19 protein-coding genes are annotated in these 24312 nt (G+C 74.2%); 9 read left to right on the forward strand and 10 right to left on the reverse strand.

Annotated elements, in window-relative coordinates:
* Nucleotides 1-3: 3 nt before the first annotated feature.
* The 3 genes from MFF61_RS00760 to MFF61_RS00770 form a co-directional block, all read right to left on the reverse strand.
* Nucleotides 4-2628, reverse strand: coding sequence for a heparinase II/III domain-containing protein (locus MFF61_RS00760; RefSeq protein WP_373324547.1), 2625 nt, complete (start codon nucleotides 2626-2628; stop codon nucleotides 4-6).
* An 82-nt stretch (nucleotides 2629-2710) separates the two neighbouring features.
* Entirely contained in the window at nucleotides 2711-4390 is a 1680-nt protein-coding gene (locus MFF61_RS00765) for a thiamine pyrophosphate-binding protein (protein ID WP_238233200.1), read from the reverse strand.
* Between the two features lie 70 nt (nucleotides 4391-4460).
* Nucleotides 4461-5312, reverse strand: a complete 852-nt coding sequence (locus MFF61_RS00770) for a GNAT family N-acetyltransferase (RefSeq protein ID WP_238233201.1) — start codon at nucleotides 5310-5312, stop codon at nucleotides 4461-4463.
* Nucleotides 5313-5421: 109 nt separating this feature from the next.
* On the opposite strand from MFF61_RS00770, the gene MFF61_RS00775 reads away from it, so the two are divergent.
* From MFF61_RS00775 to MFF61_RS00785, 3 genes are read left to right on the forward strand one after another with little or no spacing between them, the layout of a single operon-like run.
* Nucleotides 5422-5679, forward strand: coding sequence for a phosphopantetheine-binding protein (locus MFF61_RS00775; RefSeq protein ID WP_238233202.1), 258 nt, complete (start codon nucleotides 5422-5424; stop codon nucleotides 5677-5679).
* On the forward strand, nucleotides 5666-7066 hold the full coding sequence (locus MFF61_RS00780; RefSeq protein WP_238233203.1) for an ANL family adenylate-forming protein: 1401 nt from the start codon (nucleotides 5666-5668) through the stop codon (nucleotides 7064-7066). The genes MFF61_RS00775 and MFF61_RS00780 overlap by 14 nt, the downstream gene beginning before the upstream one ends.
* Nucleotides 7059-7784 carry an SDR family NAD(P)-dependent oxidoreductase gene (locus tag MFF61_RS00785; RefSeq protein WP_238233204.1) on the forward strand — a complete coding sequence of 242 codons (726 nt, stop codon included), beginning with the start codon at nucleotides 7059-7061 and terminating at the stop codon, nucleotides 7782-7784. Before MFF61_RS00780 ends, MFF61_RS00785 begins: the two co-directional genes overlap by 8 nt.
* A gap of 343 nt (nucleotides 7785-8127) precedes the next feature.
* On the opposite strand, the gene MFF61_RS00790 is transcribed toward MFF61_RS00785, so the two are convergent.
* A complete protein-coding gene (locus MFF61_RS00790) occupies nucleotides 8128-9057 on the reverse strand; it encodes an amino acid--[acyl-carrier-protein] ligase (RefSeq protein WP_238233205.1) in 930 nt (309 codons plus the stop codon).
* A gap of 44 nt (nucleotides 9058-9101) precedes the next feature.
* A complete protein-coding gene (locus tag MFF61_RS00795) occupies nucleotides 9102-10319 on the reverse strand; it encodes an acyl-CoA dehydrogenase family protein (protein WP_238233206.1) in 1218 nt (405 codons plus the stop codon).
* 289 nt (nucleotides 10320-10608) lie between these two features.
* Between MFF61_RS00795 and MFF61_RS00800 the strand changes: the two genes are divergently transcribed.
* On the forward strand, nucleotides 10609-10887 hold the full coding sequence (locus MFF61_RS00800; protein WP_238233207.1) for a phosphopantetheine-binding protein: 279 nt from the start codon (nucleotides 10609-10611) through the stop codon (nucleotides 10885-10887).
* Between the two features lie 20 nt (nucleotides 10888-10907).
* Here MFF61_RS00800 and MFF61_RS00805 read toward each other — a convergent pair whose 3' ends face one another.
* Both MFF61_RS00805 and MFF61_RS00810 read right to left on the reverse strand, forming a co-directional pair.
* Nucleotides 10908-12344, reverse strand: a complete 1437-nt coding sequence (locus MFF61_RS00805) for a GumC family protein (RefSeq protein ID WP_238233208.1) — start codon at nucleotides 12342-12344, stop codon at nucleotides 10908-10910.
* 137 nt (nucleotides 12345-12481) lie between these two features.
* Nucleotides 12482-14497, reverse strand: coding sequence for a heparinase II/III family protein (locus MFF61_RS00810; RefSeq protein ID WP_238233209.1), 2016 nt, complete (start codon nucleotides 14495-14497; stop codon nucleotides 12482-12484).
* Between the two features lie 157 nt (nucleotides 14498-14654).
* Here MFF61_RS00810 and wecB point away from each other — a divergent pair, with 157 nt between their 5' ends.
* The 4 genes from wecB (at nucleotide 14655) to MFF61_RS00830 (ending at nucleotide 19487) form a co-directional block, all read left to right on the forward strand.
* The gene (gene wecB, locus MFF61_RS00815; protein ID WP_238233210.1) at nucleotides 14655-15866 is read left to right on the forward strand and encodes a non-hydrolyzing UDP-N-acetylglucosamine 2-epimerase; all 1212 of its coding nucleotides are present in this window, start codon (nucleotides 14655-14657) and stop codon (nucleotides 15864-15866) included.
* A 67-nt stretch (nucleotides 15867-15933) separates the two neighbouring features.
* On the forward strand, nucleotides 15934-17202 hold the full coding sequence (gene wecC / locus MFF61_RS00820; protein WP_238233211.1) for a UDP-N-acetyl-D-mannosamine dehydrogenase: 1269 nt from the start codon (nucleotides 15934-15936) through the stop codon (nucleotides 17200-17202).
* 17 nt (nucleotides 17203-17219) lie between these two features.
* The gene (locus MFF61_RS00825; protein WP_238233212.1) at nucleotides 17220-17996 is read left to right on the forward strand and encodes a WecB/TagA/CpsF family glycosyltransferase; all 777 of its coding nucleotides are present in this window, start codon (nucleotides 17220-17222) and stop codon (nucleotides 17994-17996) included.
* A gap of 3 nt (nucleotides 17997-17999) precedes the next feature.
* Nucleotides 18000-19487 (forward strand): lipopolysaccharide biosynthesis protein, encoded by a 1488-nt coding sequence (locus MFF61_RS00830; RefSeq protein WP_238233213.1) that lies wholly within the window; start codon nucleotides 18000-18002, stop codon nucleotides 19485-19487.
* On the opposite strand, the gene MFF61_RS00835 is transcribed toward MFF61_RS00830, so the two are convergent.
* The gene (locus MFF61_RS00835; protein ID WP_238233214.1) at nucleotides 19474-20604 is read right to left on the reverse strand and encodes a glycosyltransferase; all 1131 of its coding nucleotides are present in this window, start codon (nucleotides 20602-20604) and stop codon (nucleotides 19474-19476) included. The genes MFF61_RS00830 and MFF61_RS00835 overlap by 14 nt on opposite strands.
* A gap of 171 nt (nucleotides 20605-20775) precedes the next feature.
* On the opposite strand from MFF61_RS00835, the gene MFF61_RS00840 reads away from it, so the two are divergent.
* Nucleotides 20776-22218 (forward strand): phenylacetate--CoA ligase family protein, encoded by a 1443-nt coding sequence (locus MFF61_RS00840; protein WP_238233215.1) that lies wholly within the window; start codon nucleotides 20776-20778, stop codon nucleotides 22216-22218.
* A gap of 116 nt (nucleotides 22219-22334) precedes the next feature.
* Here MFF61_RS00840 and MFF61_RS00845 read toward each other — a convergent pair whose 3' ends face one another.
* The gene (locus MFF61_RS00845) at nucleotides 22335-22967 is read right to left on the reverse strand and encodes a LysE family translocator (RefSeq protein WP_238233216.1); all 633 of its coding nucleotides are present in this window, start codon (nucleotides 22965-22967) and stop codon (nucleotides 22335-22337) included.
* Nucleotides 22968-23006: 39 nt separating this feature from the next.
* The gene (locus MFF61_RS00850) at nucleotides 23007-24164 is read right to left on the reverse strand and encodes a glycosyltransferase family 4 protein (RefSeq protein WP_238233217.1); all 1158 of its coding nucleotides are present in this window, start codon (nucleotides 24162-24164) and stop codon (nucleotides 23007-23009) included.
* Nucleotides 24165-24312 lie beyond the last annotated feature (148 nt).

Raw genomic sequence — 24312 nt, forward strand, 5'->3', positions numbered from 1 at the left:
GCCTCACGCCTCGGTCAGGAGCCGCGTCACCGTCTCACCGGCCACCAGGGCGGCCAGCGCCCGCTCGCGCCCCTCGTCCACGGCGACGAGCGCCCCGCCGCAGACCGTGCCGTGCCCGCTCATGGCGTAGCGCAGGGTGCTGGCGGGCTGGAGCGCGCCCGGCCGCCAGGAGACGAAGCCCTGCAGGGCGCCGGGCCGGTCGTTGCGGCCGCTGACGAGGTCGAGACCGCTGGCCTGCCCCCGCAGCACCCGCGGCACGATGCGCAGGCGCTGGCGCTCGCGGCTCGCCAGGACGAGGCGCGGGCCGGCGAGCGCCGCCAGCACGTCGGGGGCGAGATGCAGCAGACCCTCGGCGACGAGCGGCCGGTCGGCCGTCTCGAAGCGGTCGAAGACCGCCAGCGCCGTGAGATCGTCGAGCACCACGAAGACGCGCCGGTGCCGGTATTCCGGCCCGTGCACGGTGGTGCCGAGCGCGTAGGCGCTGCCGCCGTCGAGCCGCTCGCCGGCCACGAGCCAGCCCGTGCCCGCCCCGGGCTCGCGCCCGTCCGGCCACGCCACGTTGTGGGCGCGCGGCGAGATCAGGTACTGGCGCGTCGTCCCGGCTTCGACCTGCCCCGACCCGCCCCCCTCCGCGATCCAGCGCACGCCCTCGGCGGCGAAGACGAAGGAGGTGCAGTCGGCATGGCCGTGGGGGTGGCGCTGCTCGGAGAAGCCGCAGGCGAAGTGGCCGAAGCCCCGGGCGGGCGAATCCGAGCGCAGCGCGATCACGCCCGAGACCGTCGTCGCGGGCGCCGGGCGCTCGGCCACGCGCGCGCGCTCGGCGACGAGGGCGCGCTCGCCCAGCGCGAGAAGCCGCCCGATCCAGCCCGCGTGGTCGACCCCGTGCGGCGTATCCCCGAAGGGCGGCAGCCGTCCGCCGGGATCGAGGAGGCCCGTGACCGCCGGGATCGCCGGCTCCACCCGCCCGGCGATGAACGCCGCCAGGGGCTCGCCGGGCAGCGCCGCCGCGAGCAGCCGCCCGAGGCTCAGCAGTTCCAGGCGCTGGTGCAGGGAGGGGTCCGCAAAGGCGCCGTCCGCATCGAGGAGCGACGTGAAGCCGTCGCGCAGCGCGTGGCGGGCGAGCGAGGACCAGAAGCCCGAGAGCGGCGCCTGCGGCAGCGACCGGGCGACCGCGAGCAGCGCGGTCGCCGCATGCACGAGGTGGAGCGAGCGTGCCAGCGTGTTCTGGCCGATGATCTCGGCCAGGGCGAAGCCGTGGCGCAGCGCCTCGCCCGCCAGCGTGCGCAAGGGCTCGGCCCGCAGCGCCTCGGCGTTGAGGCGCCCGAGCAGGCCCGCCAGCACCTCGGCCCGCGCCGAGAGGGCGACCGGGTGCAGCCCGAGCCCGTCGGCGGGCCGGCCCCAGGGATTCGCCTTCGACCATGCGCGGGCCAGCGCCACCGCGCGCTGGCCGTCCGCCTCGGCGAGCGGCAGGAGCCAGGACAGCGACTGGTACTCGATCCGCCACGCCACCGAGCGGAACGGATCCTCGCTCCAGGTCGGCGTCAGCGGCAGCGGCCAGGCGGGGGCGGCGGCCAGGCGAAGCTCCGGCGCGCCGCCCACGGGGCGCGGCCCCTGCTGCAGCGCCCGCAGGCGGTCGAGCACGAGGGGCACGCCGGAGGCGGGCACCGGGTTCCCGGTGCTGCCGAACTCCCGGCTCAGCCGGTCGAGGAAGGCCCCCGCGTCGAGCAGGTCGTCGCCGCACAGGGTCTCCAGCCGCAACGCGTCGTCGAGGGCGATCTCGGGGGCGCCGAGCAGCTCCGGCGCCCCGTCCGCCTCCCAGGCGGCGAAACCGAGCGCGACGCTCGCCGCGCCCGGCGGGGGCGGGAGTTCCAGGGTGAAGCGGCGGGCGTGGCGCTTGGCCGTGAGGTTGACCACCGCGCCGAAATCCGGGGTCGAGACGAGGTCCGGATAGGGCGGCGGGATCTCGGCCCCCTCCCCGTCCCGGTAGACGACGCGCACCATCGCCCCGTCGCGCTCCGGCCGCGCGCCGTGGACCTGCCCCCGCAGGATCAGGGGACGTCCCGGCGCGGTCGCGAGGTCGAGCCAGTCCGGCTGAGGCGTGAGGCGGCGGCGCCGGCGCGGCAGGCCCCGGGCCGCCTCCGCCGGATCACCGGGCCGCAGCTCCGGCCGGCCGACCTCGACCGGCGCGGTGTTGCGCCACGAGCGCACGCTCACCGCCACCGCCCGGGCGGGATCGGGCATCAGGAAGCCGACCCGGACGAGGCCCGCGCCGGCGCCCTCGGCGCCGGCCGGCTGGTAGGCGGGGCCGGCGACCCAGGCGCTCTGGGGATCGAGCAGGGTGCGGGTGAGCCCGGGCACATGGTCGAAGTCGAGGCTCGCCCGGTCGGCGGCCAGGAAATCGAACCCGACCAGCAGGAAATCGGGCGCGGCGAGCGCCGCCTCGCCTGGGTCCCAGGCGAGCTGGAAGCCGAACTCGCACCACGTCTCGGGCGCCACGTCCTCGAAGGTGAGGACGACGCGCGACCAGCGGTTCTTGGCCGGCACCCGATGGTGCGCCTCGCGCGCGCCGACCGTGGCGCCACCCGCGTAATGCGCCGAGACGGGGTGGAGACGTATCACGCCGGACATGGATCGGAAGGAGGGCCGCAGGACGTGCCCGCACCTGCCGGTTGCGACGGGGCGGTGTCAAGCCGCGCCGGGCCGGTCCGCCTCAGCGCCCCGCCCGCGCCCGGTCGCGGATCTGCGTCAGGGTCTGGCCCGGCGTGATCGCGTCGGTGGCGATCTTGAGGTGGATGATCGCCGGACCGCCGCAGGCGCGCGCCGCCGCGAAGGCCGCCGGGAAATCCTCGGTCCGCTCCACCGTCCAGCCGGCGCCCCCGAAGGCGCGCGCATAGGCGGCGAAGTCGGGATTGACGAGGTCGGTGGCCACCGGACGGTCCGGAAACTCGCGCTCCTGGTGCATCCGGATCGTGCCGTAGCTCGCGTTGTCGGCGACGATCACCACGATCGGCAGCCGGTACTGCACGGCCGTCGCGAATTCCTGTCCGTTCATCAGGAAATCGCCGTCGCCGTTGAGCGAGATCACCGTGCGCTCCGGCCAGAGCCGCTTCATCGCCACCGCCGCCGGCACGCCGTAGCCCATCGAGGCTGAGGTCGGTGCGATGTGACCGGCATGGTCGCGGAAGCGGAAGAAGCGGTGGATCCAGGCCGCGTAGTTGCCCGCCCCGTTGCACAGGATCGCGTCGCGCGGGAGCGTCTCGCGCAGGTGCACGATCACCTCGCCGAGATTGACGCCGCCGGGCTGGGGCGTCGCGGTCTCGCCCCAGGCCAGGAAGTCCTGGTGCGCCGCCCGGGTCTCGGCCCGCCACGGGATGCGGGCGGGCGGATCGAGGCGCGCGAGCGCCGCGGCGGTGCGGGTCGGGGCGGCGTTGATGGCGAGGAACGGGCGGTAGACCCGGCCGATCTCCTCGGGGCCCGGATGGATGTGCACGAGGCGGGTCTGCGGCCCCGGCACGTCGAGCAGGCTGTAGCCCTGCGAGGGGATCTCGCCGAGGCGTCCGCCCAGCAGCACCACGAGGTCCGACGCCTTCACCCGGGCCACGAGCTTCGGGTTGGGGGCGAGGCCGAGGTCGCCCGCGTAGTTGGGGTGGAGCGCGTCGAACAGCGGCGCGCGCCGGTAGCTCGTCGCCACCGGCAGGTCGAAGGCCTCGGCGAAGCGCGCGATGTCGTGGCGGGCATTCTCCGTCCAGCAACTGCCGCCCAGGATCACCATCGGGCGATCGGCGCCCGCGACCAGGTCGGCGAGGCGCGCGATGTCGTCGGCGCCCGGCGCGGCCTCGACGGGCTGGAAGGCGGGCGCCAGGGGCGCCTGCGTCGCCTCGACCAGCATGTCCTTCGGCAGCGCGATCACCACCGGGCCGGGCCGCCCGGCGGTCGCGGTCGAGAAGGCGCGCGAGACGAATTCCGGCACCCGGTCGGGATCGTCGATCTCGGTGGCCCATTTCGCCATCGGGCCGAACACGGCGCGGTAGTCGAGCTCCTGGAAGGCCTCGCGCTCGCGGTAGCGGCGCTCGATCTGCCCGACGAACAGGATCAGCGGGGTCGAATCCTGCTGCGCCACGTGCAGCCCCGCCGAGGCGTTGGTGGCCCCCGGCCCGCGCGTGACGAAGCAGATGCCGGGCAGGCCCGTCGCCTTGCCGTGCGCCTCCGCCATCATGGCGGCGGCCCCCTCCTGGCGGCAGGTGGTGACCGCGATGCCGGAATCGCGCAGGGCGTCGAGCACAGGCAGGAAGCTTTCCCCGGGCACCGTGAACACGTGGCGCACGCCGTTCGCCACCAGCTGGTCGACCAGCACCCGGGCGGCCGTGCGCCCCGTCCCGCTCGGTGTCATGGATGTCCGCGCTCCCAGGAATGGACGGCCGCACGTGCCGGGCAGCCTTTCGGCAGAATCGATGGTGCGGTCAGGGGCCGAAGATCACGCCCTCGGTGTAGGGGATCTCCCCGAGACGGGGCGGATTCGGGCCGCGGAAATACTTGTTCTGGTGGCGGCTGATGTGGCGCCCGACGAGGCCCGGCACCGGACCGTCGACGTCGACGAGGACGCTGGGCTTGCCCGAGAGGAGCAGGCGGCGCCCGAGGGGGCCGGCGAAGCGCACGAAGTCGGCGAGGCTGCGGCAGTAGATCAGGTGCGTCGTCGGCACGAGGCGCTTGAGCACGCGCCGCGGCGCGAACACGAACGGGTGCAGGCCGTCCGCCGCCTCCACCACGAGGCAGGTGCAGCCATAGGCGGCATGCGCCTCGATCAGCTCGCGCTCCGGCAGCGCCGCGAGGGCGGGCGGCACGCGCTCGCCGATGCGGTGGAGGCGCACGGGCTCCCGCCCGCGGGCGAGCGACGGCGCGCAGAGCAGCAGGCCGCGGCTGAAGGCGCGAAAGCCCTGCCGCTCGATGATCGGCTGGGTGTGTGGGGCCGGGGACAGGTTGATGTAGGTGACGTCCTGGTGGCGCAGCACGTAGTGGATCAACATCGCGCCTTGGGCCGCGTAGGCGGGCTCGACGTACCAGCTCGACAGGTTGCACCGCACCACCCGCCGTCCGTCCGAGTCGAACGCCGCGAAGATCATCAGCACCGCGCCCACCGGGCGCCCGCCGCTCTCCAGCATGTAGCCGAAGCGCGGATAACCGTCGGGCACGGCGCGCTCGGCCTGGCGCCGCAGGCCGCGCAGCCAGTAGCTCTTCGGGCGCAGGCGGAAGCCCTGGCTCAGCAGCGTCGCCACCGCGTCGAGATCGGCCTCGGTGATCTGCCGGCGTCGCAACGTCGGTCCAACTTCTCCGGACATTCCGTTTACCCTGAGGCGGTGAAGGACTTGCTGCGGATTCTTCCCGGCTGATATAGCTGAAGCCGTGCTCAGGAGACAATCCATTATGTCCGTAAGGTTAACAGTTCTTGGACAAATGAAGCAGATCGCCGAGGAGCAACAGAGGAGCATCGCTCAACTTGACGATGCAACTGCGTTGGTCGAGTCCGGCCTGGATTCACTCTGCTTCGCGATCCTGGTGGCGCGGCTCGAAGCGGAACTCGGGGTCGATCCGTTCACGATGTCGGAGGACATCCTGTTCCCGGTGACGGTGGGCGAGTTCATCGCGCTCTATGAGCGTGCGGCCGTCGATGAAGCGGCCTGAGCCCGGCTCGCTGCGCGAGGCGCTCGCCGCCTCGCCCCAGGCTGCCGGCCGTCTCCACGGCCCGGCGGCCGAGACGTCGTTCGCCGCGCTACTCGCCCATAGCCCGCTCGGCGGCGTCCGCGACGCGCTGCACGGGCGCGCCGTCGCGATCCTCACGGCCGACCAGTTCACGGCGGCGCTCGCCCTGATCGACCTCGACGGCGTGGCGCGCCGGCTGCTCCTCTGCCCGCCCGACCTCGACCCGGCCCACTGGCCGGCGCTGCTCGACCGGGCGGAGATCGACGCGGTCGTGAGCGACCTGCCGCCGGAGGCGCGGCCCGAGACGGGCGGACGCCCCGTCCACGCCATCGGCGCGATCGCGCCCGCGGCCAGCCCGCCCGGCCCGGCATTCGCGACCGAATGGGTGCTCCTGACCTCCGGCACCACCGGCGTGCCGAAGATGGCAGTGCACGATCTCGCGGGCCTCACCGGGGCGATCCGGCCGGGGCCGCCGGGCGCGCCCGCGCCGGTCTGGTCGACCTTCTACGACATCCGCCGCTACGGCGGCCTGCAGATCTTCCTGCGCGGCGTGCTCGGCGGCTCGCTCGTGCTCTCGGACAAGGACGAGCCGGTGGCCGACTTCCTGCGCCGGCTCGGGCGGCACGGGGTGACGCACGTCTCGGGCACGCCCTCGCACTGGCGCCGGGCGCTGATGAGTCCCGCCGTCGAGGCGATGCGCCCCGCCTATGTGCGCCTGTCGGGCGAGATCGCCGACCAAGCCGTGCTCGACGCGCTGCGCGCGGCCTACCCGGACGCCTCGGTCGGCCACGCCTACGCCTCCACCGAGGCGGGCGTCGGCTTCGAGGTCACGGACGGGCGCGAAGGCTTCCCCGAGGACTTCGTCGGCCGGGACGGGCCGGTCGAGATGCGGGTCGTGGACGGCGCGCTGCAGATCCGCTCGGGCCGCACCGCGCGCCGCTACCTCGGCGAGGACGCCCCCGCCCTGACGGATGAGAGGGGCTTCGTGGACACCGGCGACATGGTGGCGCTGCGCGACGGGCGCTTCCACTTCGTCGGCCGGCGCGGCGGCATCATCAACGTCGGCGGCCTCAAGGTGCATCCCGAGGAGGTCGAGGCCGTCATCAACCGGCACCCGCGCGTGCGGATGTCCCTCGTCGAGGGCCGGCGCAACCCGATCACCGGCGCCCTCGTCACCGCGACCGTGGTGCTGCACGCGGGCGAGGCCCCGGCCGACGGCGTCAAGGCCGAGATCCTCGCCGCCTGCCGGACGGCCCTCCCGGCCCACAAGGTCCCGGCGATCCTGCGCTTCGCGGATGGCCTCGCGGTGACGCAGGCCGGCAAGCTCGCCCGCGGCGCCGCTCCCGCGCGGGAGGTCCGTCATGCGTAACGTCGTCGTCACGGGGGGAAGCCGGGGGCTCGGCCTCGGCATCGCGCGCCGGCTCTCCACCTCGGGCTTCCGGGTGATCGCGGTGGCGCGCCGGCCCGACGAGGCGCTTGAGGCGGCGATGCGCGAGGGCGGCCCCGGCGAGATCCGCTTCCTCGCCGCCGATCTCGGGCAGGTCGAGGCCCTGCCCGACCTCGTGCGGCAGGTCCGGGAGGCGCACGGCCCCCTGTACGGGCTCGTCAACAATGCGGGCCTCGGCACCGAGGGCCTGCTCGCGATGATGCCGCTTTCCGACATCGAGGCGCTGGTGCGGATCAACACGCTCGCACCGATCGTGCTGACCAAGCACGCGGTTCGCTCGATGATGGCCGAAGGGCGCGGACGGGTGGTCAACGTCAGCTCGATCATCGCCTCGACCGGCTACAACGCGCTGTCGGTCTACGCCGCCACCAAGGCGTCGATGATCGGCTTCACCCGCTCGCTCGCCCGCGAGGTGGGCAAGCTCGGCATCACCGTGAACGCCGTCGCGCCGGGCTTCATCGACACCGAGATGACGAGCGGCCTCGGCGAGGCCGAGCGCCAGCGCATCGCCGGCCGCAGCGCGCTGCGCCGCCTCGCCGAGGTCGAGGACGTCGCCAACGCGGTGGATTTCCTGATGGGCGAGACCGGCCGCAACATCACCGGCACGGTGATGACCGTGGATGCGGGCAGCACGGCCTGAGCCGTGCCGCCGCGCGGGGCCGCCGGGGCGTCGAGCGCCGCGATCCGGTGCCCGTGTCGGCCCCTTCGGGTCGCTGTCATCGACCGCCGACCCCACGCCGCAGCGTCGCCGAACCCGGGACGTCGGGCGACCGGGCTTGATGTCGGCACGGCGCGCTGGATCGGCAGGCCCGTCGATCCCAGGCCGGCCTTGATCGAACCGGATGCGCCGACAGGCCGGGCCGTCGGTCCGGCGGCCTTCTCGCAACCTGACGGACAGAGCGAGCGGCCGGACGCCCTCCTCCAAGGGGGGTCTTCGAAGGCGGACGAGGCGCCCCGGCGCGAACGCCGGGGCCGCCCGCCCCTCACAAGCCGAGCGCGTCGCGCACGCCGGCCGGCCAGTCCGCGACCTCCAGGCCGTGGGTGGCGAACAGCGCCACGGTCAGCCGGTCAATGCCGAAGGCGACGCAGCCCGTATGGGCCGGCTCGCCGCCCGCGTCGCGCAGGTTCCAGGTCGTGCCGAAGTGCTCGCGGTGATAGTTGAAGCTCATGCAGGCCGTGGCCGGGCCGTCGCCGCGCAGCGGCACCAGCAGCTCGAACTTCAGCGCCTGTTCGAGCTGGTTCATGGCCATGAGCTGGCCGACGCGGCCGAAGAACGGATCGCTCGCCTGCGCCACCTCGTAGACGAGGCCGAGCCGGTCGGCGAGCGCGGTCGCCTTGACGATCCAGCGCTCCCGGAAGGCCTGGATCTGCTCCGGCGTGCCGACGCAGACGTATTCCCGCATGCGGAAGGATTGCAGCCGGTCGAGGTCGCGCGAGGGCTCGCGGCGGAAGCAGTCGCAGGCGACGTCGAAGCGGTAGCCCTGCGCCGGCACGGCGCCGCGCGCCGCCGCGATCGGGTAGACCGGGTAGCAGGCGGCCGGGGTGAGCACGAGGTCGGCGGTCTCGAGCGTCTCGGTCCAGTCGCCGCCGGCATAGTGCCGGTCGACGGCGCCGCGGATCTCGGCCTCGCTGCCCTCCAGGCAGGAGACGCAGCCCAGGAGGTTGGGGAAGCTCTTGAGATAGCCGTGGGTTTCGAGGTGCCGCCGGCTCATCACGGGCGGGAAGCGGAAGACTTCCGTGCCCTCCTCGCGCTGGCGCGAGATCAGGGCCTGCAGCGCCTCCACCACCGCTTCGTAGCGGCCGGTGCGGGCATAGACGCCGTCGGCGTCCATCGGCCGGAAGAGGCCGTCGAACAGGGTGTCGAGACCGTGCTCGGCCGGCCGGGCCGGCGGCGTCCTCAGGGGCATGTTCATGGCGTCGGGTCGCTCCGGTTCGGGATCGGGGAGGGTCGAGGGATTCAGTCGCGCAACGAGGCCGGGACGGTGGACATCAGGCCGGTGGCGGCGAGGTTGGCGGTGATGCGGTCGTTGTGGATCATGATCGGCGCCGAGAGGATGTCGCGCAGCGCCCGCCCGATGCTGAAGGCGCCGTCCTGCCGGTAGCCGGCGAGCCCGCAGGCCCGCAGGGCCGAGGACACGGTGGCGACCGCGAGTTCGGAGGCCTCCACCTTCAGCATCGTGACCGCGGTCTGGACGTCGAGGCTCGACAGCGCCTTGGCGTCGCCGCGGGCCTGCGCGTAGCGGTCGAGGGCGCCGGCGATCAGGGTCCGCAGCGTGCGCAGCGACGAGGCCGCCTTGCCGTAATGGCTCGCGCCCGGCGGCAATTGCCCGCCCGCGCCGCGGGCCGCCTGCCGGGTGAAGGCCTGGGCGCGCTCGACGGCGCCCGCCGCGATGCCGGCCCAGGCGCTCGACCACAGGATGTGCGAGACCGGCGTCATCGTCTGGGCGTGGATGGCCTGGTAGGGCACGGGCAGCACCTGGGCGGGCAGGCCGCGGGCGCGCAGGCGGAAGCCGAAGCTCGACGTCCCGCGCATGCCCAGCGTCTCCCAGCCGCTCAGCCGCTCCAGCGCGTAATCCTCCTTGAGGAAGACCGCGAGCACTTGGTCCGAGGGCGCGGCGTCGGGGGCGCGGCGCGCGGTGGTCACCACGCCGTCGGCCTCCGCGCCGTAGGAAATCACCGTGGCGGCCCGGTCGAGCGTCACGTGGGTCCCGTCCGGCTCGATCGCGGCGGCGCTGGAGCGCACGTTGCCGCCCCCCTGCCCCTCGGTGGTGGAGGAGGCGAGCAGGAATTGCTCCCGGGCGAGCCGGCGCAGCAGGTCGTCGTGCCAGGGCTGCCCGCGCCCGTGCTCGACGAGGCAGGCGACCTTGGTCTGGTGCATCGCGAAGATCATCGCCGTCGAGGCGCAGGCGCGGCCGAGCGCGTAGGCGACATCCGCCACCACGGCGAGGTCCGCCCCCTCGCCGCCGAACTCGGCCGGCACGAACAGGCTCATCAGGCGATGGGCCTTGGCGGCCGCGATCGCCTCGGCGGGGAAACGCGCGTCGCGGTCGACCGCCTCGGCGTGCTCGGCGGCGATGCCCGCCACCACGAGCGCCCGCAGGGCCGGCTCCACCGGGACCGCGACCGCGGAATCGGGCGCCGCATCGACGCCCGCATGCAGATGCTGAATGGTCATCCTCGTCTCGCTCGTTCGATGCTGCCCCCGGCCGCCCGCCCGCTCTGTGGCAGGTCTGTTCCGACGTCCGGCTCCGACTGACTTAGATCGTCATTCGCTAAAACATGATGATTTGAATCGTCGAAGACGAAGCGTCCGCCGACGCAAGGTCGCGTCGTGAAAACAATCTTAAGTGTGTTTCGGTGGAATCTTCCGGACGGCCGTGTCCAGGCCGCCCGTGCACCGGATGGAAAGGCCGGCGCGGCAGGGTCGGGCCCGACGCGGCGTGCCGCAACGACGAGAGACCATCATGCCCGACAGCCCTTCCCCCGAGATCGCCGCCCGCACCGCCGCCCTGGTCGAGGGCATCCTGGCCCAGAAGGGGATCGCGGGCGCGCCCGCGCCCGACACCTTCCTGACCGAGGCGGGGCTGACCTCCCTCGACCTCGTCAACCTGATGCTGGCGATCGAGGCGGAGTTCGACATCACCATCCCGTCGAGCCACCTCAACCCGCAGAGCTTCCGCACCCTCGGCTCGATCGCCGCGATGGTGCAGGCGGTGCGGGGGGCCGGCCCGCTCGCGGCCTGACAGCCGGTCCACGGCCCGCCTCACCGGTCCGCCGGGGCGGCCAACTGCTCGCGCAGCAGCGCCGCCGCCACGCCGATCAGCAGCCCGAGCACGAGGCCGGCGGCCACCACCACGCTGCGCGGCACGCCGGCGCGGCTGAGCGGCGCCACCGCCGACTTGATGACGCGGGCATTCGTGGTGTCGAGGGTCTGGCGCTCCTGCAGGTCCTTGGCACGGTTGAGGAACGATTCGTAGACGCCGCGGTCGGCCGCCGCCGCGCGCTCCAGCTCCCGCAGCTGCACCTGCGCGGCGTTGGCGGTGGCGGCCTCTCCCTTCAGCGAGGCGATGCGCCGCTCGATGGCGGCCTCGCTTGCCTTGGCGCGCTCGTTGTCGGAGGCAGCCGCGCGGGCGATGCGGTTCAGCTCCTCGTCGAGACGCTGGCGGGCCGCCCGCACGCGCAGCGCCATGCCGGTATTGGCCGGGTGGCGGGGGCCGTAGACCAGCGCCGTCTCGGCCTCGGCGCGCTTGGCCTCGGCCCAGGTGGCGCGCAGGGCCGCGAGCGCGGTCGACTGCACCGCCTCGGTGGTGCCGTCCGGAACGTCGCCGGTGCGCCGCAGACGCTCGACCTGCTCCAGGCGCGCGCCGGTCTCGGCGGTGCGGGTGCGGGCCAGGGCGAGCTGGTTCGTCAGGTCGGTGAGCTGCTGCTCGGAGACCAGCCGGCCGCTCGCGCCGATGAGGTCGCGGCGCTGGCGGTAGGTCTCGACCGCGGCCTCGCTCTGCTGCAGGCGGGTCCGCAGCTCGCCGAGCCGGGCATCGAGGGCCGCGGTGGCGCGGGTGACCGTGTCGGACCGGTTCTGGCCGAGTTCGCGCAGGAAGGCCTCGGCCACCCCGTTGGCGACCCGCGCCGACTTGTCGGCATCGCTCGTGGTGGCGCCGACCTCGATCACGAAGGTGCGGTCGGAGCGGCGCACGCTCACGGCCTTCTCCAGCGCCCGCACCGCCCGGGCCTCCGGGGTCTCGCCCGCGCCGCTGGCGGGCGGGGCCGGCCAGAGGCGGGCGAGCAAGCGCGACAGCAAGCCCTCGCGCGGCGCGCCGAAATCCTCGTCCTCGGCGAGCCCCTGCGCGCGCACCACGCTCGTCAGGACGCTGGTGGCGCGCACCATCTGCGCCTGGCTCTCGCTGATGAGGATCGATTCCTCGCCGTTGCTGGCGTTCGGGTTCAGCTCGTTCTGGAACACCTGCAGGTTGCGCGGATCGAGCAGCACCCGGGCGACCGCCTCGTAGCGGGCGGGCATCATCAGCGCCGCGCCGGGCGCCACCACGGCGGCGAGCGCCACCGGCACGACGATCCAGGCCCAGCGCCGCCGCAGCGTGCCGACCACACCGCGCAGGTCGATCACCGCGGCCGGCGCGGCGTCTTCGGTCCGCTGCGGCGGAAACGGCGGTGCCGACACCACGATATGCTCGATCCGACCCATCAGGACGCCTCCACGCGCGGCGCCGTGGGCTCGCTCCGCTCCGGATCGCAGGCTGTCCCGCGATGGCACGGAGCGTGCGCCGCCAGGGCACCGCAGGCTCCGGACTGCAATCGGCGGTCCAGCCGGCGGAGCGCGGATCAGGACAGGATGGCGAACTCCGTCACGGCCTCGTCGGCGCCAAGCATCCCGAAGAAGACGATCCGCTGCGCCGGCGCGAGATGCCCGAAGGCCGTGGAGTGCACCGCGTCCTCCCCCCGCACCAGCGTCGTCCCGAATCCGGACGGCGGCCGGATTCGGCACAGCGCCCCCGACGCATCCGAGACGACGACCCCGCCGTCCTGACGGGAGAGGGCGAGGTCGGGCGGGAGGAGGAAGCGGATCTCGACGGGCAGGAGCGGGGAGGCGCCGTCGAGCCGGTCGGCGAGCGCGAGGCCCGCCGGGCTGCGGGCGAGCCGCCGCTCGTGGCGCACGCCGAAGCGGCGCAGATAGCCGTCATGCACGCCCGTGACCGACCAGTCCGGCCCCGGCGCCTCGGCCAGGAGCGAGGCCTGGGCCCGGCTCGTCCAGCTGAACCCCGCCGCGGCCACGCTCTGCGAGGCGCCCGACACCGCCAGCGTGTTGTGGGCGAGGCTCTCCCGCAGGGCCGTGCGGCGCCCCTGCCCGGAATGGTACAGGAACGTCCCGGCATCGATCAGCACCGGCTGCCCGTCGAGCGCGAGCCAGAGCGCGAGCGCGTCCGCATGGCCGTGCGCCGCCAGGGTGAGGTAGCCCAGCGGCCCGTGATCGAACACCGCGTGGACGCGCCGCCCGGCGATGCGCTCGCGGATGGCCGTGTAGCCGCCCGCGCGGAAGACCGTGAGCCCCTCCGGCGGGAGGGCCGCGCCCTCCGGCACCGCGAAGACGGCGTCGCGCAGATGCGGGTCGCGGACCGGCGGCAGGAGGTCGCGGCGCCCGGACAGGCCGGCCACGGCGGCGGCCACCGAGGCGGCGTAGCGCGGCTCGCGGTCCGGCGGCTGGCCGAGCACCCGGCCCTCGTCGTCGTCGCCGATCGCCGGCACCCGCCCGGTCTCGTCCATCAGGGCGAGCAGGAAGGCGGCGCCGCGCTCCAGGCGCTCGTGCAGGGCCCCGGAGAGCGGCCGGCCGGCCTCCCGCGCCAGGAGGGCGGCCAGCGCCAGCATCTCGACGGTGAAGCCGTGATAGGTCGGCGACTGCTCGGCCCCGACCCCGTCCGGCAGGATCTGCCGCAGCGCCTCGGCCTCCAGAATGGCGCGGCCCTCCGCCTCCCAGCCGCTCCCCGCCTCCGGCATCAGGAGCCCGGCGACGAGCAGGCCCAGACCCTCCGCCACCCGGTGGTTGTTGGCCGAGGAGTGCAGCGAGGGGAAGGCCGCGAGGTGATGGGCGTGGGCGCCCACGAAGGCGCGCAGGCGCGCGCGGTCGTCCGGAGCGACGCCCTCAGGTCCGGCAGCGGCGGCCAGGAACAGCACGCTCACGAGCCGCATGGCGAGTTCGATACCCGAGACCCAGTGCACGCCGCCATAGGGCGGGTTCGCGTCCATCCAGGCGCGCACGAGCCGCAGGCCGGCGTCGAGCGCGCCGTCCTCCCCGGCCGCCACCGCGGCGGCGAGGGGGTGGAGCACCTGCAGCCGGCTCGGCTCCCAGACGTACTTCACGTCCCCGAGGGTGCCCTCCGGGCCGGGCTGATGCGAGGTCGAGCGCACGTCGACCAGGAAGGAGGAGACCTCGCGGCCGGGCCAGCGCCCGCCGGTCACCGGATCGTGCAGCCAGAAGCCCGCGCTCTCGCGGGGATCCGCGAAGGCGGCGGGCGGCCAGTCGCGCCCGAGGAAGCGCAGCCGCCCCTCGCGCGTCCGCGCGAGGCTCTCGCGCACCGCCGGCAGATCCGCCGCGAGGGCGAGACGCCGCCGCAGGCCGGGGAAGTCCGGCAGCGGGGCCTGCGCCCGCTCCCCGCCGTCCCCCCAGCCCACCGGTCGGCGCCGCCACGCGCGCTTGCGGCGGGCTTCCTCAAGGCGATGCAGCACCTCGGCGGCCGACATCGCCCGCAGGCGCCCGGCATACCAGCGCAGCCGCGACAGCCGCGCCCCGATGCGGCCGCCCCGGCCCCGGCGCCGTGCCGGAGCGGTCTCAAAATGAACCATGAGACTTCCCGAAATGACCGCAGAGGGTCCGATATTCCATCAATGAACCCAGTATCAGTGCCGGAAAACGACACTTCAAGGTATCTCTTCGCTGGATTCCATCTTGCTCACATCCGGTCGACCCGGGCGATCGACGCCCGTTGGAATGGACCATCCGATGAAGATCCTTTCGGTGTTCGGAACGCGGCCGGAAGCCATCAAGATGGCGCCGGTGGTGGCAGCGCTGCAGGCGACGCCGGGCGTGACCTCGCGGGTCTGCGTCACCGGCCAGCACCGCAGCATGCTGGACAGCGTGCTGTCGACCTTCGCGCTCTCTCCGGACGACGACCTCGACGTGATGCGCCCGGACCAGACCCTGGCGGACGTCTCGGCGCGGGTGATGACCGGCCTCGACCGCATCCTGGCCGCGTGGCGGCCCGACTGCGTGCTGGTCCAGGGCGACACCGCCACCAGCACCGCGGCCGCGATGGCGGCCTTCTTCCGGCGCGTCCCGGTCGGGCACGTCGAGGCGGGCCTGCGCACCGGCAACATCGCCAGCCCCTGGCCGGAGGAGGCGAACCGCCGCCTCACCGCGGTGGTGGCCGACCGCCACTACGCCCCGACCGCCCGGGCGCGCGACGCGCTGCTGGCCGAGGGCCATGCCCCGGACCGCATCCTGGTGACCGGCAACACCGGCATCGACGCCCTGCTGCGCATGGCCGAGATCGTCGGCACGCCGGGCCCCCTCAAGGCCGCCCTGGAGGAGCGCTACGCCTGGATCGACCCGGCCGCGCGCCTGATCCTGGTGACGGGGCACCGCCGCGAGAGCTTCGGCGACGGCTTCGAGCGGATCTGCGTGGCGCTGAAGGCGCTGGCGCGGCTGCCGGGCGTGCAGGTCGTCTATCCGGTCCATCTCAACCCGAACGTGCGCGAGCCGGTCTTCCGGCATCTCGGATCCGAGCCGGGCATCCGGCTCATCGAACCCCTGGACTATCCGGATTTCGTCTATCTGATGACCCGCGCCAGCGTGATCCTGACGGATTCGGGCGGCGTGCAGGAGGAGGCGCCGGTCCTGCGCAAGCCCGTGCTGGTGATGCGCGACACGAGCGAGCGCGCCGAGGCGATCGAGGCCGGCGTCGCCCGCCTCGTCGGCACCGACCCCGAGGTGATCGTCGGGGCGATCCGCCACCTGCTGTCGGACGCGGACGCCTACGCGGCGATGGCGAGCGGCGCGAGCCCCTTCGGCGACGGGCATGCGAGCACCCGCATCGTCGCCGATCTCCTGGGCCGCAGCGCCATCGCCCTGCCGCCGCGCCGGCGCCGGCCGGCGGTCGCCCGGGAGTTCGTCCCCGCCCCGCGCCCGGCGGCCGGCGCCCAGCGCATCGCCTGACACCAATCCCCTCCCCTTCCCCGTCCCTTCCCCGTCCCTTGCGCGCCCCTTCGGAGCGAGACCTGCCATGACCCGCACCCGTCAGACCATCTCGGTGATCGGCCTCGGCTATGTCGGCCTGCCCACCGCCGCCACCTTCGCGTCCCGCGGCCTCCAGGTGATCGGCGTCGACATCCGCCAGGACGCCGTCGACCGCATCCGCAGCGGGCAGGCCCACTTCATCGAGCCGGACCTCGACATCGTGCTGCGCGCGGTGGTCACCTCCGGCAATCTCCGGGCGACGACGGTGCCCGAGCCCGCCGACGCCTTCCTGATCGCGGTGCCGACCCCGATCCGCGAGGACCGCAGCGCCGACCTATCCGCCGTGAAGGCGGCGCTGGCCTCGATCGCGCCGGTGCTCAAGCGCGGCGACCTCGTCATCATCGAGTCGACCTGCCCGGTCGGCACCACCAAGGGCGCCGCCGAGCAGCTGCGGGCCCTGCGCCCCGACCTCACCTTCCCGGACGACACCCCGGAGAGCTCCGACATCCTCCTCGCCTACAGCCCCGAGCGGATCCTGCCCGGCCAGACCCTGCGCGAGCTGATCGAGAACCCGCGCACCTACGGCGGCCTCGACCACCGCAGCGCGGTGGGGGCCCGCGAGCTCTACGCCGTCTTCGCCACCGGGCCGAACCGGCTCACCACCGCGCCCGCCGCCGAGCTGTCGAAGCTCGTCGAGAACGCCTACCGCGACGTGAACGTGGCCTTCGCCAACGAGCTGTCGCTGGTCTGCGACGCGCTCGGCCTCGACGTCTGGTCGGTGATCAAGCTCGCCAACCTGCATCCGCGGGTGAACATCCTGGCGCCGGGCGCCGGCGTCGGCGGCCACTGCATCCCGGTCGATCCCTGGTTCATCCACGAGGCGCTGCCCAACCACACCCCGCTGATCCGCACCGCCCGCGAGGTGAACGACAACAAGCCCCACTTCATCGCCGAGCGGGTGGCGACCATCGCCTCGCGCTTCCGCGCGCCGACGATCGCGGTGCTCGGCCTCGCCTACAAGCCGAACGTCGACGACCTGCGCGAGAGCCCGGCGCTGCTGATCGCCCGCCAACTCGCCGACCGGCAGCTCGGGCGGCTGATGATCGTGGAGCCCCACGTCTCGGGCCTGCCGGCGGGGCTGTCGGGCCGCGACGACGTCGTGCTCGCCTCCCTCGACGAGGCGGTGGCGCAGGCCGACGTGGTGGCGGTGCTGGTCGCGCACGACCGCTTCCGCGGCCTCGACCGGGGCGCGGTCGCCTCGAAGATCGTGGTCGACGCCGCCGGGCTGTTCTCCCGCGCCGCCGAGGCGGCCTGAAGCCCGGGGAGAGCCAGATGCGCGTCGAACTCCTCGGCCTTCCGGTCGACATCCTCAGCCACGACGAGACCCTGGCGCGGGCGCGCGCCGCCATGCGCGGCGAGGCCGGGCGCTGCCAGCACGTCGCGCTGAACGTGGCCAAGCTCGTCAACGCCCGCCGCGATCCCGACCTCGACAGCGACATCCGGGAGAGCGACCTCGTGGGGATCGACGGGGCGGGCATCGCGCTCGCCCTGCGCCTCCAGGGCCACGGCCGGGTCGAGCGGGTGGCCGGCATCGACCTGTTCGAGAGCCTGATCGCGCTCTGCGCCCGCGAGGGCCTGCGGCCCTACCTGCTCGGCGCCAAGCCCGACGTGGTGGCGGATGCCGGCCGCGCGCTCGCGCGCCGCCATCCCGGCCTGGTGCTGGCGGGCAGCCATCACGGCTATTTCCGGCCCGACCAGGAGGAGGCGATCTGCCGCGGGATCGCGGAGAGCGGCGCCCATTGCCTGTTCGTGGCGCTGCCGACGCCGCAGAAGGAGCGGTTCATGCGGCGCCACCGCGACAGCCTCGGCGTGCCCTTCGTGATGGGGGTCGGGGGGTCGTTCGACGTGGTGGCGGGCCGGGTCCAGCGCGCGCCGCTCCTCGTCCAGCGCCTGGGCGCCGAGTGGTTCTACCGTCTCGCCCAGGAGCCGCGCCGGCTCGCGGGCCGCTACCTCCGCACCAACGCGGTCTTCGCGGGGCTCCTCGCCCGCCAGGCCCTGCGCCGCCTCGCGCCCGAGCGCTTCGGGCCGGCCTCCCGCACCCGGAGCTGATCCATGGAGCGCGCCGCCTACATCCTCTACTTCGTGGCGAACCTCGCGCCCAAGGCGCTGATGTTCGCCCTTCTCGTCATCCTGACCCGCCTGATGCCGATGGCGGAGTACGGGCTGTTCATGCTCGTGCTCACCACGGCCGAGATCTTCGACATGGCGCTCGGCAACTGGGTCAGGGTGTTCGCGCTGCGCAGCGAGGGGGCGGTGGGCGGCAGAATGCGTCCGCACCGGCTGGGGCGGCTGGTGGTGCTGACGCTCGGCATGACCGGCGTGTCCCTCACGCTCGCCATCCTGAGCGGGCTCCTGCGCCACGACCAGGGGGTGCCGTTCGCGCTCGCGGTCGCCGCCTACCTGCTCGCTTTCGCGCCGCTGCGCCTCGGCCTGATCCTGCTGCAGATCCGGCGGATGCACCAAGCCTACGCGCTGGTGGAATCGCTGCGGGCGGGCGGCACGCTCGCCGCCGCCACGGGCGCGACCCTGCTCGTCGGGCCGCAATTCCTGCCCGCGACCCTCGGGCTCGCCGGGGCGACCCTGGCGGCCGGTCTCGTCGGCCTCGCGCTCGCGCTGCGCGGTTCGGCCCGGCCGCGCCTCGCGCGCACCGGCTACGGAGCGGCGATGGCCTTCGGCCTGCCGATCATGATCGCCAGCCTGTTCGGCTACACGATCGGCTCGGTCGACCGCTACGTCGTGGATGCCCTGATGGGTCCGCACGCGGTGGCGGTGCTGGCCGCCGCCTACTCGCTGGCCCGCCAGCCCATCGACCTGTTTCTCGGGCCGCTCAACTCCTACGCCTTCCCGCACCTCGTGCGGGTCTACGAACAGGACGGCGTGGCCGCGGCCGGAACCGCGCAGGCGGGCCTGCTCACCACCGTGACGGCGGTGGGCGGCGCGATCACGGCCGGCCTCGTCCTCCTGGCCTGCCCGCTCCTGGCGGTGGTGCTGCCGGAGGATTACCGCGCCGAGGGCGCCCAGCTCATGCCCTGGCTGGCCGTGGGCTCGCTGTTCCTGACCACGAAGTTCTTCATCTTCGACAACGCCTTCCACCTCTCGAAGCGCACTTGGCTGCAGCCCCTCACCATGCTGACGCCGGCCGTCGTCGGGGTGGCGCTGTGCGCCCTTCTGGTGCCGCGGGTCGGCCTCGTCGGGGCGGGCATCTCCTACGCCACCGCGTGTGCCACCGCCTGCCTCACCACGGCGCTCCTCACCTCCCGGATGGTGCCGATCCCGATGCCCTGGGGCGGCCTGGCACGGATCGCGGCCGCCAACCTCTGCGCCTGCCTTTCGCTCGTGGCCGCCCGCAACCTGCTCGTCCCCTACGGTCCGATGCCGGTGCTGATCGGCAGCACGCTCGCCTTCGTGGTGGTCTATGCGGCGGGCCTGACGCTGCTCGGCCTCTCGATCCGGCGGGCGATGCAGACCCCCTGGTCGCCGCTGGTGCAGGATCCGGCCCCGGTGGCGCCGGCCCTGACGCCCGCGGTCACGAAGCCCTGACCGCCCCGGCGGCGGCGGCGTCCAGGAGGGCGAGATAGTCGCCGACCACGCGCCGGGTCGCGAAGCGCGCGGCCCGGTCGCGGCGCGGCACCGGATCGCCCGGCGCGTCGAGCGCCCGGGCGATCCCCGCCGCGAGGGCCTCGACGTCGCCCACCGGCACCAGGGCGCCGTGGCGGCCGTCCTCCAGGATCTCGCGCGGCCCGCCGCAATCGGTCGCGACGACCGGCAGCCCGGAGGCGAGGGCCTCCACCACCACGTTGCCGAAGCCCTCGCTGCGCGACGACAGGGCGAAGACCCGCGCCTGCGCGTAGCTGTCCCAGGGCGAGGGCCGGTAGCCGGGCAGCGCGACGCGCCCGGCGATGCCGAGATCCCGCGCGAGCCCCTCCAGGGCGGCGCGCTCGGGCCCCTCCCCCAGAATCACGAGGCGGGCGGGCGCGGGCAGGCGGGCCACCGCCCGCAGGAGCGTCGCGAAATCCTTCTCGGGGGCGAGGCGCCCGGCCGTGAGGATCACGGGCTCCCGGGCGCGCAGCTGCGCTTCGCTCGACGCCGGCCGCGCCTCCTCGACCGGGATGGCGTTCGGGATCGAGACCACCCGCGCGGCGGCGCCGCGCCACTCCTCGACGAGGTGCCGCACGAGGCTCTGCGAGACGCACACCGTCGCGGCGGCTTGCCGCGTGAGGAGCGGCGCGAGCGTGAAGGCCGTCAGCCCGAGGCGCCCGCGCCCGACATCCGAGCGCCCGTGATAGGACAGCACGATCGGCACGCGGGTGCGGGGTGCCTGCACGCGGGCCAGCGCCTGGGCCGCCGCGATCGCTTGCGCCGCCGCGAGCTTGACGTTCGCCGCCCCGCCCACCCCCAGCACCACGTCGGCCCGGCCCGCGGCGAGGTGGCGCGCGAGCGCCCGCACCGAGGCCGCGTGCGAGGGGCCGAGCGGCGTCACCGCGACGCCCGGATCGAGGAAGTCCCGGTTCTCCTCGGCCAGGAAGTCGACGAACAGCCGCACCTCCCGGCCCTCGGCCCGGAAGCCCGAGGCGAGCACGGCGGCAGCGCGCTCGGCTCCCCCGCCCACCAGGGCCGGGACGTAGACGGCGAGACGGGCGGGAGGTCGGGCCAGCACGGGGTTCTCCGTTGGCACAGGTCCCCGCTGCTGCGGGCGGCCCGGGGCTTGCGCCCCGGTCGGAACGGTCCGCGCCCCTGGATCGAATTGGGACGAAAGCGGCGGCCGCCCGTGCGCGGACCGGACGCTACCAATCCGCGGTTGCGGAGCCGTGAACGAGAGGAGCCCGCCTTGAATGCCCTCGACGTCGCCCGCGGTGCCTATGCGCGCCTGCCCCTCGACACCCGGCTGCAGCTCGGCCGGGTGCTGCGCCACGTCCCCTCCGGCCTGAAATACGGCGGCACCTACCGGGTATGGCGCGAGCGCATCCGGCGCGCGGCCGCCGATCCGGCCTATGCGGCGGCCGAGCAGGATGCCGCCCTCGTCGCCCTGCTGACGCGCGCCCGCGCGGCGAGCCCGGCCTACCGCGCCCGGCTCGCCCCCATCCTCGGCCACGGCCCCCTGGAGGCCGACGCGGTGCGGGCGGCGTGGCACCGGATCCCGATCCTCACGGGGGCCGAGACGGTGTCGCTCGGGCGCGCGCTCTGCACGGTCGAACCCGAGCGGCTCGACGAGTGCGTCACCGGCGGCTCGTCGGGGCGGCCGGTGCGCTTCTACCTCGACCGCGGGCGCTCGCCGGTCGAGTACGCCTTCGTGCACGAGGCCTGGGCGCGCGCCGGCTTCACGCCGGGCGAGACCCGGGCGGTGTTCCGCGGCGTCGACATCGCCGGCCCCTCGCACATGCACGAGGAGCCGGCGCTCGGGGAGCTGCGCTGCTCGGTGTTCCACCTCTCGGATCCGGTGATGGCCGGCTATCTCGCGGCGATCCGCCGGCGGGGCATCGCCTTCCTGCACGGCTACCCGTCGGCGCTCTCGATCTTCGCCGCCTACGTGCTGCGGGCGCACGGGCCGCTCGCCCAGATCCGCGGCGTGCTGCCCGCCTCCGAACGCATTCCGGCCCCGTTCCGGAGCACGATCGAGCGGGCGTTTCCGGAGGCGACGCTCGCCCCCTTCTACGGCCTGAGCGAGAAGGTCGCCTTCGCCACCGAAGTCCCGGGCTCGCCCGACATCTACGCCTTCTCGCCCCTCTACGGGCTCGCCGAACTCGTCGACGCCGAGGGGATCCCGGTCACCGAGCCGGGCCGGCGCGGGCGCCTCGTGGCGACCGGGCTGCTGTTTCCGGGCATGCCGCTCATCCGCTACGAGACCGGCGACGAGGCGGAACTCGTCGAGGCCGCGACCCGCGCGAACGGCCGGCAACTCAGGATCCGCCACATCCTGCCGCGGCACGGGCAGGATTACCTCGTCGGCCGCTCCGGCATCCTGGTCCCGCTCTCGGGCATGCTGCAGGTGGACGAGGAGATCCTCGGCATCGGCGAGTTCCAGTTCGTCCAGATGGAGCCGGGCCGGGTGATCCTGCGCATCGTGCCGCGCGGCGGCAGCGTGCCGGACTTCACCGGATACCTCCTGCGGGCCAACCGGAAGGCGGCAGGCGAACTCGAAGTGACGCTGGAGATCGTCGACCACATCCCCACGACCGTCCGGGGCAAGCGCAAGTTCATCGATCAGCGCCTGACCCTGGCGCGCGACGCCGAGCGCCTCACCGAGGAGGCGTGGGACCGGGAACCGGCCTGATGGGCGGAGCGCGGCCGGGGTCGCGGGTGGTGCGAGCGGCCGTGCCGTGCGGCCCCGCCGGCCGGGGAATCACGCCCGTGGACTGGACCGATGAGGCGCGGGCGAACTCCCGGACCTCAGCGCCGGGCCTCGGTCGCCATCCGCAGGGCGAGCCCGGCCAGAACCGTGCCCATGAGCCAGCGCTGCACGAGGAGCCATCCCGGGCGGCGGCTCAGGAACACCGCGATGGAGCCCGCCGCGATCGCGATGGCGGCGTTCACGGTCACGCTGACGCCGACCTGCACGGCGCCGAGCATCAGCGATTGGGACAGCACGCTGCCCTGCGCCGGATCGATGAACTGGGGGAGCAGCGAGAGGTAGAGCATGGCGATCTTAGGGTTGAGCAGGTTCGTCACGAACCCCATCGCGAACAGCTTGCGCGGCCCGTCCACCGGCAGGTCGCGCACCTGGAACGGCGATCGCCCGCCCGGCCGCACGGCCTGCCATGCGAGGTAGAGCAGGTAGGCCGCCCCGGTCAGCCGCAGCGCGTCGTAGGCGTAGGGCACCGCGAACACCAGCGCCGTGATGCCCAGCGCGGCGCACAGCACGTAGAACACGAAGCCCAGCGCCACGCCGCCCAGCGAGATCAGCCCGGCCACGCGCCCTTGGCAGATCGAGCGCGAGATGAGGTAGATCATGTTGGGGCCGGGCGTGAGCACCATGCCGAGCGAGACGAACGCGAAGGCAAGCAGCGTTGTCGAGCTCGGCATGGCGATGATCTCCTTCGGACGACGCCGGACAGCCTTCGCCTATCCGGGCCTAGCGACCTCGGCGTAGACCGCGCGCAGGCGCTCGGCCAGGGCCTCGAGGGTGAAATGCTGCGCGTAGAGGTGCCGCGAGGCCGCCTGCATGCGCCCGAGCCGGGCCGGATCGTCGATCAGCCCGGCGAGCGCCCGGGCGACGGAGTTGGCATCGCGCTCCACGATCACCCCGTTCAGGCCGTCGCGCACCACCGCCCGGGTCTCGGCCACGGGCGTCGCCACCAGGGCGGCGCCCGCGCAGGCGCCCTCGATCAGCGAGAGCGGCATGTTCTCGGCCTCCGAGGGCAGCACGACGATGTCCGCCTCGATCATCAGCCGGTGCACCTCGCCCGAGGGGATCCAGCCGGTGAAGTGCACCCGCTCCGCGAGGCCCGCCGCGCGCGCTTGCGCGGCGCAGGCCTCCACCGCGCCGTTGCCCGCGACGGTGCAGGTCCAGGCGCCCTGCCGCCCGAGTCGCGCCAGGGCCTCGATCAGCACCGGCACCCCCTTGCGGGTGCCGACCTCGCCCGCGAACAGGATCCGCACCGGCCGGCCCGGCGCCGCGGCGATCTTCGGCAGCCGCAGCGGGGCGGCGAAATCCGGGATGCCGTTCGGCACGACGCGCAGGCGCTCGGGCGCCACGCCGGCCTGGGCGACGAACCGCTCCCGCGAGACCTCGCCGAGCGCGATCACCCGGTCGGCGGCCCGGCAGAGGGACAGGAAGAGCCGCCCGGAGAGGTCGCGGCGGGCGATGCCGTCGACGGGGAACTGGCCGTGGAAGTGGAGCACCACCGGGCAGCCGGCGCGGCGGGCGAGGGCCGCCAGCACGCGCTTGCGCACGAGGCTGCCGCCGGTCGCGAAGTTGATGTGGACGAGATCCGGCCGGAATCGCGCCAGCGCCGCCGCGAAGGCGAGCGCCCGGCCGGGAAAGGCCGCGATCCAGCCCGCCCCTTGCGCCTCCCCGCGGCTCGCGAGGTAGTGCACCGCGACACCATCCTGCTCGGCGAGGCGCCCGCCCTCCCGCAGGTAGAGGTACAGGCGGTCGATCCCGCCCTTGCCGTCGGGGCCGGACGGCGTGACGCACAGCACCCGCACGGGCCGGGCCGGCGCGCCGGCCCGGAGCCCGCGCGGGGCCGCCGGCGGGGGAGCCTCGGCAAGGTCGATCACAGTCACCCTCCGCAGACGGAACGCAGCCGCACCCTGTGTGTCGCCGGGTCAAGAAAGTCTTACGCCGATCCGCGACGGGTCCGACTGAGGCTCATTCAGTCGTGCCGAGATCCCGGCCGCGCGGATTCGCACCGGGCCGTTCGTCCGA

Origin of the sequence: Methylobacterium isbiliense (assembly GCF_022179325.1) — a bacterium.
Taxonomy (GTDB): domain Bacteria; phylum Pseudomonadota; class Alphaproteobacteria; order Rhizobiales; family Beijerinckiaceae; genus Methylobacterium; species Methylobacterium isbiliense.

Coding starts and splice junctions, on each gene's coding strand:
- MFF61_RS00760 (WP_373324547.1), bottom strand. CDS start 2,628: ATGTCCGGCGTGATACGTCTCCACCCCGTCTCGGCGCATTACGCGGGT.
- MFF61_RS00800 (WP_238233207.1), top strand. CDS start 10,609: ATGCCCGACAGCCCTTCCCCCGAGATCGCCGCCCGCACCGCCGCCCTG.
- wecB (WP_238233210.1), top strand. CDS start 14,655: ATGAAGATCCTTTCGGTGTTCGGAACGCGGCCGGAAGCCATCAAGATG.
- MFF61_RS00795 (WP_238233206.1), bottom strand. CDS start 10,319: ATGACCATTCAGCATCTGCATGCGGGCGTCGATGCGGCGCCCGATTCC.
- MFF61_RS00775 (WP_238233202.1), top strand. CDS start 5,422: ATGTCCGTAAGGTTAACAGTTCTTGGACAAATGAAGCAGATCGCCGAG.
- MFF61_RS00765 (WP_238233200.1), bottom strand. CDS start 4,390: ATGACACCGAGCGGGACGGGGCGCACGGCCGCCCGGGTGCTGGTCGAC.
- MFF61_RS00845 (WP_238233216.1), bottom strand. CDS start 22,967: ATGCCGAGCTCGACAACGCTGCTTGCCTTCGCGTTCGTCTCGCTCGGC.
- MFF61_RS00805 (WP_238233208.1), bottom strand. CDS start 12,344: ATGGGTCGGATCGAGCATATCGTGGTGTCGGCACCGCCGTTTCCGCCG.
- wecC (WP_238233211.1), top strand. CDS start 15,934: ATGACCCGCACCCGTCAGACCATCTCGGTGATCGGCCTCGGCTATGTC.
- MFF61_RS00790 (WP_238233205.1), bottom strand. CDS start 9,057: ATGAACATGCCCCTGAGGACGCCGCCGGCCCGGCCGGCCGAGCACGGT.
- MFF61_RS00830 (WP_238233213.1), top strand. CDS start 18,000: ATGGAGCGCGCCGCCTACATCCTCTACTTCGTGGCGAACCTCGCGCCC.
- MFF61_RS00785 (WP_238233204.1), top strand. CDS start 7,059: ATGCGTAACGTCGTCGTCACGGGGGGAAGCCGGGGGCTCGGCCTCGGC.
- MFF61_RS00780 (WP_238233203.1), top strand. CDS start 5,666: ATGAAGCGGCCTGAGCCCGGCTCGCTGCGCGAGGCGCTCGCCGCCTCG.
- MFF61_RS00810 (WP_238233209.1), bottom strand. CDS start 14,497: ATGGTTCATTTTGAGACCGCTCCGGCACGGCGCCGGGGCCGGGGCGGC.
- MFF61_RS00825 (WP_238233212.1), top strand. CDS start 17,220: ATGCGCGTCGAACTCCTCGGCCTTCCGGTCGACATCCTCAGCCACGAC.